General features: G+C 72.8%; 11 protein-coding genes. 3 read left to right on the top strand and 8 right to left on the bottom strand.

Translation table 11 applies throughout. The features are described 5' to 3' along the window. Positions 1 to 24: 24 nt before the first annotated feature. The 3 genes from ACH4KB_RS35750 to deoC are packed head-to-tail and all read right to left on the bottom strand — an operon-like array spanning position 25 to position 3,375. Complete coding sequence (locus ACH4KB_RS35750; protein WP_398070925.1) at positions 25 to 993, bottom strand: aldehyde dehydrogenase family protein; 969 nt, start codon at positions 991 to 993, stop codon at positions 25 to 27. After that, positions 983 to 2,422 carry an aldehyde dehydrogenase family protein gene (locus tag ACH4KB_RS35745; RefSeq protein ID WP_398070923.1) on the bottom strand — a complete coding sequence of 480 codons (1,440 nt, stop codon included), beginning with the start codon at positions 2,420 to 2,422 and terminating at the stop codon, positions 983 to 985. The genes ACH4KB_RS35750 and ACH4KB_RS35745 overlap by 11 nt, the downstream gene beginning before the upstream one ends. 5 nt (positions 2,423 to 2,427) lie before the next feature. Next, on the bottom strand, positions 2,428 to 3,375 hold the full coding sequence (gene deoC / locus ACH4KB_RS35740) for a deoxyribose-phosphate aldolase (protein WP_398071029.1): 948 nt from the start codon (positions 3,373 to 3,375) through the stop codon (positions 2,428 to 2,430). A gap of 180 nt (positions 3,376 to 3,555) precedes the next feature. On the opposite strand from deoC, the gene ACH4KB_RS35735 reads away from it, so the two are divergent. Next, positions 3,556 to 4,194 carry a PH domain-containing protein gene (locus ACH4KB_RS35735; RefSeq protein ID WP_398070921.1) on the top strand — a complete coding sequence of 213 codons (639 nt, stop codon included), beginning with the start codon at positions 3,556 to 3,558 and terminating at the stop codon, positions 4,192 to 4,194. A gap of 125 nt (positions 4,195 to 4,319) precedes the next feature. Here the strand turns inward: ACH4KB_RS35735 and ACH4KB_RS35730 are convergent, their stop codons facing one another. From ACH4KB_RS35730 to ACH4KB_RS35720, 3 genes are all read right to left on the bottom strand, one after another. Continuing rightward, on the bottom strand, positions 4,320 to 5,960 hold the full coding sequence (locus tag ACH4KB_RS35730) for a phospho-sugar mutase (protein ID WP_398070919.1): 1,641 nt from the start codon (positions 5,958 to 5,960) through the stop codon (positions 4,320 to 4,322). Between the two features lie 415 nt (positions 5,961 to 6,375). Further along, positions 6,376 to 7,200 carry a purine-nucleoside phosphorylase gene (locus ACH4KB_RS35725; RefSeq protein WP_398070917.1) on the bottom strand — a complete coding sequence of 275 codons (825 nt, stop codon included), beginning with the start codon at positions 7,198 to 7,200 and terminating at the stop codon, positions 6,376 to 6,378. 116 nt (positions 7,201 to 7,316) lie between these two features. After that, a complete protein-coding gene (locus ACH4KB_RS35720) occupies positions 7,317 to 7,754 on the bottom strand; it encodes a gamma-glutamylcyclotransferase (protein ID WP_007458837.1) in 438 nt (145 codons plus the stop codon). 272 nt (positions 7,755 to 8,026) lie between these two features. Here ACH4KB_RS35720 and ACH4KB_RS35715 point away from each other — a divergent pair, with 272 nt between their 5' ends. After that, entirely contained in the window at positions 8,027 to 9,466 is a 1,440-nt protein-coding gene (locus tag ACH4KB_RS35715) for an NAD(P)H-quinone dehydrogenase (protein WP_007458836.1), read from the top strand. Between the two features lie 196 nt (positions 9,467 to 9,662). Next, positions 9,663 to 10,625, top strand: coding sequence for a DeoR/GlpR family DNA-binding transcription regulator (locus ACH4KB_RS35710; protein WP_398070915.1), 963 nt, complete (start codon positions 9,663 to 9,665; stop codon positions 10,623 to 10,625). A 141-nt stretch (positions 10,626 to 10,766) separates the two neighbouring features. On the opposite strand, the gene ACH4KB_RS35705 is transcribed toward ACH4KB_RS35710, so the two are convergent. Together ACH4KB_RS35705 and ACH4KB_RS35700 are read right to left on the bottom strand one after the other, a co-directional pair. Next, positions 10,767 to 11,363: a TetR/AcrR family transcriptional regulator gene (locus ACH4KB_RS35705; RefSeq protein WP_398070913.1), complete on the bottom strand. Its 597-nt coding sequence runs from the start codon at positions 11,361 to 11,363 to the stop codon at positions 10,767 to 10,769. A 126-nt stretch (positions 11,364 to 11,489) separates the two neighbouring features. Continuing rightward, positions 11,490 to 11,963, bottom strand: a 474-nt coding sequence (locus ACH4KB_RS35700; RefSeq protein ID WP_398070911.1) for an acetyl-CoA carboxylase biotin carboxyl carrier protein subunit, incomplete at its 5' end; no start/stop codon positions are given.

The raw sequence follows: 11,963 nt of genomic DNA, 5'->3' as shown, positions 1-11,963 counted from the left end.
GGCCCCGTCCGGGCACCGGGTGTGTCAGTACGAGGAGCCGGCGGCCCCCAGGGCGCCCGTCGGGTGCCACACCGTCTTGGTCTCCAGGAACGCCGTCAGGCGGTGCGTGCCGGGGGAGGCCGACCAGTCCTCGGAGTCCGCCGCGCCGTCCGCGTCCGCCGGAGAGGGACGGGCGGCGCCCTCCGCCTCGGTCGAGGGGTGGTGGCGGGCGACGGGCGGGCGCAGGACGCGCTTCAGGTTGTCCGCCGCCGCGATCTCCAGCTCCTTCGCCAGGGCGGTGTCCGCACCGGTGAGGTCGATCGCGTTGACGTCCTGGTGGGCGGCGAGCGGGGTTGCCAGCTCCGCCGTGACGCCCGACAGGATGTTGACCACGCCGCCGGGCACGTCCGAGGTGGCCAGCACCTCGCCCAGCGACAGCGCGGGCAGCGGGGCGTCGGCCGAGGCGACGACGACCGCCGTGTTGCCGGTCGCGATGACCGGGGCGATCACCGAGACCAGGCCGAGGAACGACGACTTCCGCGGTGCGAGGACCGCGACCACGCCCGTCGGCTCGGGGGTGGAGAGGTTGAAGAAGGGGCCCGCGACCGGGTTCGCCCCGCCGGAGATCTGCCCGATCTTGTCGGTCCAGCCCGCGTACCAGACCCAGCGGTCGATCGCCGCGTCCACCACGGCCGCCGCCTTGGACTTCGACAGCCCCTCGGCGGCGGCCACCTCGCGGACGAACTGGTCCCTGCGGCCCTCCAGCATCTCCGCGACGCGGTAGAGCACCTGGCCGCGGTTGTACGCGGTCGCGCCCGACCAGCCGCCGAACGCCTTGCGCGCGGCCACGACCGCGTCGCGCGCGTCCTTGCGGGAGGACTTCGGTGCGTTCGCCAGCCACTGGTCCTTGGAGTCGGTCACCTCGTACACCCGGCCGCTCTCGGAGCGGGGGAACTTGCCCCCGACGTACAGCTTGTAGGTCTTGAAGACGCCAAGTCGGTTGTTATCGGACATCGAGGTACGCCTCCAGGCCGTGGCGGCCGCCCTCGCGGCCGTAGCCCGACTCCTTGTAGCCGCCGAACGGCGACGTCGGGTCGAACTTGTTGAACGTGTTGGCCCAGACGACGCCCGCGCGGAGTTTGTTCGCCACCGCGAGGATGCGGGAGCCCTTCTCCGTCCAGATGCCGGCCGAGAGGCCGTACTGACTGTTGTTCGCCTTGGCGACCGCCTCGTCCGGGGTGCGGAAGGAGAGGACGGAGAGCACCGGGCCGAAGATCTCGTCGCGGGCCACCGTGTGCGCCTGGGTGACGTTCGTGAAGAGCGTCGGGGCGAACCAGTAACCGGACGAAGGCAGTTCGCAGGGGGCGCTCCAGCGCTCCGCGCCCTCCGCCTCGCCGGTCTCCACCAGGGCGGTGATCCGGGCGAGCTGCTCGGCGGAGTTGATCGCGCCGATGTCGGTGTTCTTGTCCAGCGGGTCGCCCAGGCGCAGCGTGGACAGCCGGCGCTTCAGGGCGTCCAGCACCTCGTCCTGCACCGACTCCTGGACCAGCAGCCGGGAACCGGCGCAGCAGACCTGGCCCTGGTTGAAGAAGATCCCGGTGACGATGCCCTCGACGGCCTGGTCGATCGGCGCGTCGTCGAACACGATGTTCGCGCCCTTGCCGCCCAGCTCCAGGGTGACCTTCTTGTCCGTTCCCGCGACGGCGCGCGCGATGGCCTTGCCGACGGCGGTCGAGCCCGTGAAGGCGACCTTGTTCACGTCCGGGTGCGTGACGAGGGCCTCGCCCGCGTCCCCGTAGCCGGTGAGGATGTTGACGACGCCCTTGGGCAGCCCGGCCTGGCGGCAGACGTCCGCGAAGAACAGAGCGCTGAGCGGGGTCGTCTCGGCGGGCTTCAGGACCACCGTGTTGCCCGTCGCGAGCGCCGGGGCGATCTTCCACGCGAGCATCAGCAGCGGGAAGTTCCACGGGATGACCTGACCGGCCACGCCCAGCGGACGGGGGTTCGCCCCGTACCCCGCGTGGTCCAGCTTGTCGGCCCAGCCCGCGTAGTAGAAGAAGTGCGCCGCGACCAGCGGGAGATCCGCGTCGCGGGTCTCCTTGATCGGCTTGCCGTTGTCGAGCGTTTCGAGAACGGCGAGCTCGCGGCTGCGCTCCTGGATGATCCGGGCGATCCGGAACAGGTACTTGGCGCGCTCGGAGCCGGGCAGCGCCGACCACTTCTCGAACGCCTTGCGGGCCGCCCGCACGGCCCGGTCCACGTCCGCCGCGCCGGCCCGCGCGACCTCGGAGAGGACTTCCTCGCTGCTCGGCGAGACGGTCTTGAAGACCTTGCCGTCGGCGGCCTCGGCGAACTCGCCGTCGATGAACAGCCCGTAGGAGGGGGCGATGTCGACGACGGCGCGGGACTCCGGCGCCGGTGCGTAATCGAATGCGGATGCCATGGCTATCAGTCCACCGTCACGTAATCGGGGCCGGAGTAACGGCCGGTGCTGAGCTTCTGGCGCTGCATCAGCAGGTCGTTGAGCAGGCTGGACGCGCCGAACCGGAACCAGTGCGGGTCCAGCCAGTCCTCGCCCGCGGTCTCGTTGACCAGCACGAGGAACTTCACCGCGTCCTTGGTGGTGCGGATTCCGCCGGCCGGCTTGACGCCGACCTGCGTACCGGTCTGCGCCCGGAAGTCGCGGACGGCCTCCAGCATGAGGAGGGTGTTGGCGGGGGTGGCGTTGACGGCCACCTTGCCGGTCGAGGTCTTGATGAAGTCGGCGCCCGCCAGCATCCCGATCCAGGAGGCCCGGCGGATGTTGTCGTACGTGGACAGCTCGCCGGTCTCGAAGATCACTTTGAGCCGGGCGGCCCCGCACTCCGCCTTCACGGCGAGGATCTCCTCGTACACCTTCAGGAAACGGCCGGAGAGGAACGCCCCCCGGTCGATCACCATGTCGATCTCGTCGGCCCCGGCCGCCACGGCGTCGCGGACGTCCGCGAGCTTGACGTCGAGGGCTGCGCGGCCCGCCGGGAAGGCGGTCGCCACGGACGCCACCTTCACGCCGGAGCCGGCCAGCGCGGCGGCGGCGGTGGCCGCCATGTCGGGATAGACGCAGACGGCCGCGGTCCGCGGGGTCGAGCGGTCGGTGGGGTCGGGGTTGACGGCCTTGGCGGCGAGAGCCCGGACCTTGCCCGGGGTGTCCGCGCCTTCCAGCGTCGTCAGGTCGATCATCGAGATGGCGAGATCGATGGCGTACGCCTTGGCCGTCGTCTTGATCGAGCGGGTTCCGAGGGCGGCGGCGCGCGCTTCGAGGCCGACGGCGTCGACGCCGGGCAGCCCGAACAGGAAGCGGCGCAGCGCACTGTCGGACGCCGTCGCGTCGGAAAATGCGGGAGCAGTGGTGGGCATGGTCACCAGGGGAGCATATCTACGCGCGTAGCGACCTGTACAGGGGGCCGGGCCGTCCGTGCGTCCCGCACCCGGCCGTCCACGCGTTCCGCTTCCGGGGCCGTGCGCGGGGGCGGCCCGCCTGACGGGCGCGGACGGCCGCTCCGCCGCCCTCCGCGCCCGTCAGGCAGAATCGGCCCCATGACGAGCCCCACACCTTCCGCGGAGCCGCCCACCGCGACACGGACCTACCGTTCCGTCGCCGCACTGGTCTGCGGGTCGCTGCTGCTCCTGCTGATCGCCTGGATGGCCGGCGACGCCATGATCCGGGGCGAGGGACGGGTGCCCTGGCTGGCGGCGGCCACGCTGCTCCTCGTGGTGCCGCTGGTCGTGGCCTTCACCCTGCGGCCCGCCGTCTTCGCGGACGACGAGCGCGTCCGGGTCCGCAACCCGTTCCGGACGATCGAGCTGCCCTGGACCGAGGTCGCCGACGTACGGGCCTCGTACTCCTCCGAGCTGCTCGCCCAGGACGGCACGAAGTACCAGCTGTGGGCCGTCCCGGTCTCCCTGCGCGCCCGCAAGCGCGCGGCGCGCAGCGCGGCCCGCGCGGCGCACGACGACCCTTACGGCCGCACCTCCGTCAGCGCCGACGTCCGCGACTCCGCCGCGCGCACCGCATCCGCCGACCAGACGGTCCGCGATCTGCGGGACATCGCCGAGCGGGCCGGCGACACGACCGCCGAGGGCGCGGACCGGGGCTCCGTGCGCTGGGCGTACGAGGTGATCGCCCCGGCCGTCGCGGGGGCCGTCCTGCTCGTGGTGGTGGGGGCGCTCGGCTGAGAGGCCGAGGGCCCGGGCGACTGGACGCCGAAGGGCCGGCCCCCTCCCACGGGGTGCCGGCCCTTCGGCGTGAGAGGCCGGCTCCCTTCCACGGGGTGCCGGCCCTTCGGCGTGAGAGCCGGGCGTCAGATGCCCGCTGCCGCCGCCAGGTCCCGCTTGATCCCGGCGAGCAGTCCGGCCGCCCGGGCCCGCGCGGCGGGCAGCCCGGCCGCGTCCGCCACCGGCACGACGACCTCCAGATAGCACTTCAGCTTCGGCTCGGTGCCGCTCGGGCGGACGATCACCCGGGCGCCCTCCAGCTGGTAGCGCAGCCCGTCGGTGGGCGGCAGCCGGTCCGTGCCCCGCGCCAGGTCCTCGGCCGAGGTGACGGCGAGACCGGCCAGCGCGGCCGGCGGCTGCTCCCGGAGCAGGGCCATGGCGTCCGCGATGACCGAGAGGTCCTCCACCCGCACCGAGAGCTGGTCGGTGGCGTGCAGCCCGTGTGCCAGCGCCAGGTCGTCCAGCAGATCCAGGAGCGTACGGCCCTGCTCCTTGAGTACGGAGGCGAGCTCGGCGACGAGCAGGGCGGCCGTGATGCCGTCCTTGTCGCGGACGCCCTGGGGGTCCACGCAGTAGCCGAGCGCCTCCTCGTACCCGTACCGGAGGCCGTCCACCCGGGCGATCCATTTGAAGCCGGTCAGCGTCTCCTCGTAACCGAGGCCCGCCTGCTCCGCGATCCTGCCGAGCAGCGACGACGACACGATCGACTCGGCGAACACGCCGCTCACGCCCTGCTCCACCAGGTGCGCGGCCAGCAGCGCGCCCACCTCGTCGCCGCGCAGCATCCGCCAGCCGCCCTCCGTGGCGGTGTCGGGCACCGCGACGGCGCAGCGGTCCGCGTCCGGGTCGTTGGCGATGACCAGGTCCGGCGCGGCCCGGCGCGCGGTGGCGAAGGCGAGATCCATCGCGCCGGGCTCCTCCGGGTTGGGGAAGGCCACGGTGGGGAACGCGGGGTCGGGCTCGGCCTGCTCGGTGACGAGGACCGGTGCCGGGAATCCGGCCCGCTCGAACGCGGCGGTCAGCACGGAGGTGCCGACGCCGTGCATCGCCGTGTAGACCGCGCGAGCCGTACGGGGGCTGCCGGGGGTCAGGACCGCGTCCGTACGGGCGAGGTAGGCGGCCAGGACCTCGTCGCCGAGGGTCTCCCAGCCGTCCTCGGGGCGCTCCACGCCCGCCAGCGGCCCGACCGCGTCGATGGCGGCGGCGATCTCGCCGTCGGCCGGAGGCACGATCTGCGAGCCGTCGCCGAGGTAGACCTTGTAGCCGTTGTCGCGCGGCGGGTTGTGGCTGGCGGTGACCTCGACCCCGGCGACCGCGCCCAGATGCCTTATGGCGTACGCCAGTACGGGGGTGGGGAGCGGGCGGGGCAGCACGGCGGCGCGCAGCCCGGCGCCCGTCATCACGGCCGCGGTGTCACGCGCGAAGTCCGCCGACTTGTAGCGGGCGTCGTAGCCGATGACGACGAGCCCGCCCTTCTCGCCCCGGTCCTTCAGATACGCGGCGAGGCCGGCCGCCGCCCGGATCACCACGGACCGGTTCATCCGCATCGGCCCGGCTCCTAGCTCCCCGCGCAGCCCGGCGGTGCCGAACTGGAGCGTGCCCGCGAAGCGGGCGGCGAGCTCCTGGGCGTCGCCCGCCTCGATGATCGCGCCCAGCTCCGCGCGCGTCTCGGGGTCGGGGTCCTCGGCCAGCCAGGTCCTGGCCTGCGCGATGAGGTCGTGCTGCACGGGGTCCGCCTTTCGGGGGTGCGGGGGTGGGGGTACGGGGGTGGGGTGCGGGCGGGGCGGTGTGGGCGGGGCGTGGTGTAAGCGCTGCGCGGGCTGTTCCCCTCCCCGCCCCTTCCCGAAACCGGGGCTCCGCCCCGGACCCCGGTCCTCAAACGCCGGACGGGCTGGAAACGCTGCCGGGCGGGCCGAGGAGGGCATAGGGGCGAGGGGGCAAAGAGGGGCGGGAACGGGCGGAGCCTGTCCCTGGAGGGCCCAGCCAGGACCGGCCTCGGAGGGCTCGGCCAGGAGGGCCCAGCCGGGACTGGTCCGGAGGCCTTCGCCTGAGCCGGTCCCGAAGGTCCCCAGGACCGGTCCCGAAGGTCCCCAGGACCGGTCCCGAAGGGTCCAAGCCAGGACCGGTCCCGGAGGGCTCGGCTCAGACGCGGTCGAGCACCCTCGCCAGCAGCGCGCCCATCCGGGTCGCCGAGTCGCGGCCGGCCTGGAGGACCTCCTCGTGGTTGAGGGGTTCTCCGGACAGGCCCGCCGCCAGGTTGGTGACGAGGGAGAGGCCGAGCACCTCCGCGCCCGCCTCGCGGGCCGCGATGGCCTCCAGGACCGTGGACATGCCCACCAGGTCGCCGCCCATGACCCGGACCATGTTGATCTCGGCCGGGGTCTCGTAGTGCGGGCCGGGGAACTGGACGTAGACGCCCTCTTCGAGGGTGTCGTCGATCTCCTTGCACAGCGCGCGCAGCCGCGGGGAGTACAGGTCGGTCAGGTCCACGAAGTTGGCGCCGATGATCGGGGAGGCGGCCGTCAGGTTGATGTGGTCGCTGATCAGGACCGGCTGTCCCGGGCGCATGCCCTCGCGCAGCCCACCGCACCCGTTCGTCAGGATGACGGTCCCGCAGCCCGCGGCCACCGCCGTACGGACCCCGTGGGCGACGGCGGCGACGCCCCGGCCCTCGTAGAAGTGCGTGCGGCCGAGGAAGACCAGCGCCCGCTTCTCGCCGATCCTGTACGAGCGGACCATGCCGCCGTGGCCCTCGACGGCGGGCGCCGGGAAGCCGGGCAGATCGGTCACGGGGAACTCGGCCTCCGGGACGCCGAGTGCTTCGCCCGCGGGCGCCCAGCCGGAGCCCATGACCAGGGCGACGTCATGGGTCTCGACGCCGGTCAGCTCGCGCAGGCGTGCGGCGGCCCCGGCGGCGGCTGCCCGCGGGTCGGCCTGGATGTTGTCCGGAATAACAGATGCGTTCACGCGGACGAGCGTAACCGCTGAATCCCTACGCGCGTAGATGTCCTGGCGCAAAGACGCGCCGCGGGTCCTTGTGCTTTTGCATGAAGGCGGGGCGACCGGGCCCTGGTCCGCCCTGGTCAGCAGGGGCGCTTGCGCAGTTCCATCACATAGTCGTGCGGTGCGCCGGCGGACTCCGCGGCGTCCGCGATCTCGCCGAGATAGCGCGCCGAGGGCAGCCCGCCCTCGTAGCCGTTCAGCACGTACATCCAGGCCGGCTCCTCGCCGTCCAGGGTGTGCACCCGCACCCGCATCCGCCGGTAGATGTCGAGCCCGACACCCTCCCAGCGGTCCATCGAGTCCTCGTCCATCGGCGCCAGGTCGTACAGCGCGACGAAGACCTGGGAGCGCGGCGCCTCCACCACGGTGGCCAGCGCCCCCTCCCAGCCCATCTGCTCCCCGCCGAAGGTCAGCCGCCAGCCGTTGAGCCAGCCGGTGCTGCGCATCGGGGAATGCGGAGCGCGGCGGGTCATCAGCCGCGCGTCGAGGTTGCCGGCGTACGCGGCGTAGAGCGACATGGGACCGAGGGTACGGGAGGTGGGCGCGGGAGCGGCGGTTCCTGTGACGAAGGCCCCGGTCGGGGGAGCGCGGGGTGGGCCCCGGTGCGGTTTCCCGACCGTTCCGTCCCGTGCGGGGGACGCCCTCTTTCCCGTATGGAGGGCCCCGGGGCGAAGCGCTTTGGCGCGTGCGGGACAATGGAGTACGTACTGCATTCCCCCGGGGCGATCCCCCGGACCCCCGGCCGGGGCGGCAGACGGCCGCGGGTTACACAACGCGAGGCGGACTTTTCGTGACCCGGATCGTGATCATCGGCGGCGGCCCCGGCGGCTACGAGGCAGCCCTGGTGGGCGCCCAGCTCGGTGCGGAGGTGACCGTCGTCGACTGCGACGGTCTGGGTGGGGCCTCGGTCCTCACCGACTGCGTGCCCTCGAAGACCCTGATCGCCACGGCCGAGGTGATGACCACCTTCGACTCCTCGTACGAGGAGCTGGGCATCATCGTCGCCGACGACACCCCGCACGTGGAACAGGCCGCCCGGGTCGTCGGCGTGGACCTCGGCAAGGTCAACCGCCGGGTCAAGCGCCTCGCGCTCGCCCAGTCCCACGACATCACCGCCTCCGTCACCCGGGCCGGCGCCCGCGTGATGCGCGGCCGGGGCCGGCTCGACGGGCTCCAGGCCGCCGACGGGTCCCGCCAGGTCGTCGTGACCGCCGCCGACGGCACCGAGGAGCGGCTCACCGCCGACGCCGTGCTGATAGCGACCGGCGGCCACCCCCGGGAGATCCCGGACGCGCAGCCCGACGGCGAGCGCATCCTGAACTGGACCCAGGTCTACGACCTCGACGAGCTTCCCGAGGAGCTCATCGTCGTCGGATCCGGGGTCACCGGCGCCGAGTTCGCCGGGGCCTACCAGGCGCTCGGCTCGCGCGTCACCCTCGTCTCCTCCCGCGACCGGGTGCTGCCCGGCGAGGACCCGGACGCCGCCGCCGTCCTGGAGGACGTCTTCCGCCGCCGCGGGATGAACGTCATGGCCCGCTCCCGCGCCCAGTCCGCCAAGCGCGTCGGCGACCGGGTCGAGGTGACGCTGGCCGACGGCCGGGTCATCACCGGCTCGCACTGCCTGATGGCGGTCGGCGCCATCCCGAACACCGCGGGCATGGGGCTGGAGGAGGCCGGCGTACGGCTCAAGGACTCCGGGCACGTCCTCACCGACCGGGTCTCGCGCACCAGCGCCCCCGGCGTCTACGCGGCCGGTGACGTCACCGGGATCTTCGCGCTGGCCTCGGTCGCCGCGATGCAGGGCCGCATCGCGATGTACCACTTCCTGGGTGACGCGGTCGCCCCGCTGAACCTCAAGGCCGTCTCCGCCAACGTCTTCACCGACCCGGAGATCGCCACCGTCGGCTACAGCCAGGCCGAGGTCGACGCGGGCAAGATCGAGGCCCGGGTGGTGAAGCTGCCGCTGCTGCGCAATCCGCGCGCCAAGATGCAGGGCATCCGCGACGGCTTCGTCAAGATCTTCTGCCGTCCCGGTACGGGGATCGTGGTCGGCGGCTGCGTGGTCGCGCCGCGCGCCAGCGAGCTGATCCACCCCATCTCGATCGCGGTCGACAACAACCTGACGGTGGAACAGATCGCAAACGCATTCACCGTGTACCCGTCCCTGTCCGGATCGATCGCCGAAGTGGCCCGGCAACTGCACACCCGCAAGCTCACGGGCGAGGGCTGAGAGCCCGGCAAGCGCGACATTTCCGGCATCTCGCCGCAACGGGGCAGCAGTCCGGGCGGCGCGGTGACCGCCTGGCGATCACCGCCGACCAACAAAGGGGCCTCCTATACCACTTGGAGGCCCCTTTGAAGTACAACTTCTGCTATTCGGCGCAAACTGCTGAAAACTCACCTGCGGTCAGGTTACTGTCAGTTCCGTGTTCGCTGCAGAACGTCGTCAGTTGATCCTCGAAATGGTGCGTGCCAACGGGGCGGTATCGCTCCGTGAGCTCGCCCGCGTCGTCCAGACCTCCGAAGTGACCGTACGGCGGGACGTGCGGGCACTGGAGGCAGAAGGACTCCTCGACCGCCGGCACGGCGGTGCGGTCTTGCCGGGCGGTTTTACGCGGGAGTCCGGCTTTCCGCAGAAATCCCATCTCTCCACCGCGGAGAAGACTGCCATCGCCGACCTGGCCGCAGGCCTCGTCGGCGAGGGCGAGGCCATCGTGGTCGGCGCCGGCACGACCACGCAGGAGCTGGCCCGCCGGCTCGCGCGGGTCCCCGGTCTGACCGTCGTCACCAACTCCCTGCTGGTGGCCCAGGCGTTGGCCCATGCCAACCGGGTCGAAGTCGTCATGACCGGCGGCACCCTGCGCGGGAGCAACTACGCGCTGGTGGGCAGCGGGGCCGAGCAGTCCCTCCAGGGGCTGCGGGTCTCCCGGGCCTTCATCTCCGGGAGCGGTCTCACGGCGGAGCGCGGCCTGTCCACCTCCAACATGCTCTCGGCCAGCGTCGACCGGGCTCTCGTGCAGGCCGCCGCGGAGGTGGTCGTCCTGGCGGACCACACCAAGCTCGGCTCGGACACCATGTTCCAGACGGTGCCCACCGAACTGATCACCCGCCTGGTCACGGACGAGCCCCCGCCCCACGACGAGCGGGCCGCCGCCGAGCTCCAGTCCCTGGCGGACCAGGGTGTGGAGATCACGGTGGCCGGCCCGGGCGCGGACGCGTCCGGCGGGGACGGCCCCCCACCGGGGCGTCAGCCCCGCCGGGACATGCCGCTGCCCGGCCAGCGGCGCACGCAGAACGGCGGTCTCGGACCGCAGCTCCGCAGCGCTTCCGCCTTGGCGGACGTGCCGGGCGAGCAGCGGGCCCGGGTGGCGGACCTGCGGCGGCGGTAGGGCCGCCTTTCAGCCCCTCCGGCGTTTGAGGAGCGGGGTCCGGGGGCGGAGCCCCGGGTTCGGGAAGGGGCGGGGCGGGGAGAGGCCCCGCGCAGCGCCGACCACGCCGGGCGCAGGGGCGGAGCCCCGGGTTCACGCGCGCTACTTCAGCCCGCGCAGCGTCAGCCGCAGCAGCCGCTCCGCCAACTCCGGGTCGTCGGGCGACTGCTCGGCCGCCAGCGCGATCGCGTTGGTGAGCTGGAGCAGATCGTCGATCGAGACGTCCGCCCGCACCGACCCGCTCTCCTGGGCCCGGCGCAGCAGCCCCGCGCCCGCCTCCCGGAGCGGCAGGTGACACTGGACGAGTGCCGAGCTCCCGTTGTGCGAGGCGGACATCAGGCCGTGGGCCAGGCCGCGGTACTCACCCGCATGGGTGACGATCGCGCCCAGCCAGTCCACCAGCGCCCGGCACGGGGCTTCCGCCGCCGCCAGCTCGCGGGAGCGGTCCAGGAGCGAGCTCAGGGCGTCCTGGAAGACCGCGTTCATCAGGGCGTCCCGGTTCGGGAAGTGCCGGTAGAGGGTGCCGATGCCCACCCCCGCCCGGCGGGCGATGTCCTCCAGCGACGCGTCCGTGCCGTGCTCGGCGAAGACCCTGCGAGCCTCGCCCACCAGCCGGTCGTGGTTCCGGCGCGCGTCCGCGCGCATCGGCCGGACCGGTGGTTGTGCCGTGCTCGTCTCCATCGGGATCGCCCCTGCCATGGCTTCCGTCCCTCCCTCGGTCCTCGGACCTCGGACCTTCTGTGGGTTCCAGGATGCCACTGTGACGAAGGGGCCCGGCCCGCGTCTTCACGACGTGGACCGGGCCCCTTCGGGGTGTGCGGGCGGTCAGTCCTTGATCTCGCAGATCAGGGCGCCGGAGGTGACCGAGGCGCCGACCTCGGCGGTGAGCCCCTTGACGGTGCCGGAGCGGTGCGCGTTGAGCGGCTGCTCCATCTTCATGGCCTCCAGGACGACGACGAGGTCGCCCTCCTTGACCTCCTGACCCTCCTCCACCGCGATCTTGACGATGGTGCCCTGCATGGGCGAGGCGAGGCTGTCGCCCGAGGCGGCGGAGCCGGCCTTCTTCGCCGCGCGGCGCTTGGGCTTGGCGCCGGCGGCGAGGCCGGTGCGGGCCAGGGACATGCCCAGTGAGGAGGGGAGCGAGACCTCCAGGCGCTTGCCGCCGACCTCGACGACGACGGTCTCCCGGCCGGCCTCGTCGTCGGTGTCCGCGTCGGCGGGTGCGGCGAAGGGCTTGATGTCGTTGACGAACTCGGTCTCGATCCACCGGGTGTGGACGGTGAACGGGTCCGCGGTGAA

The sequence above is a fragment of the Streptomyces sp. NPDC017520 genome (assembly GCF_044329855.1).
Taxonomy (GTDB): domain Bacteria; phylum Actinomycetota; class Actinomycetes; order Streptomycetales; family Streptomycetaceae; genus Streptomyces.
Note: the sequence above shows the minus strand (reverse complement) of the source record. Positions and strands in the feature narration are given on the sequence as shown.

Excerpts from the sequence above, each read along its gene's own strand:
- ACH4KB_RS35720 (WP_007458837.1), bottom strand. The coding sequence starts at position 7,754 with ATGTCGCTCTACGCCGCGTACGCCGGCAACCTCGACGCGCGGCTGATG.
- ACH4KB_RS35705 (WP_398070913.1), bottom strand. The coding sequence starts at position 11,363 with ATGGCAGGGGCGATCCCGATGGAGACGAGCACGGCACAACCACCGGTC.
- ACH4KB_RS35735 (WP_398070921.1), top strand. The coding sequence starts at position 3,556 with ATGACGAGCCCCACACCTTCCGCGGAGCCGCCCACCGCGACACGGACC.
- ACH4KB_RS35750 (WP_398070925.1), bottom strand. The coding sequence starts at position 993 with ATGTCCGATAACAACCGACTTGGCGTCTTCAAGACCTACAAGCTGTAC.
- ACH4KB_RS35745 (WP_398070923.1), bottom strand. The coding sequence starts at position 2,422 with ATGGCATCCGCATTCGATTACGCACCGGCGCCGGAGTCCCGCGCCGTC.
- deoC (WP_398071029.1), bottom strand. The coding sequence starts at position 3,375 with ATGCCCACCACTGCTCCCGCATTTTCCGACGCGACGGCGTCCGACAGT.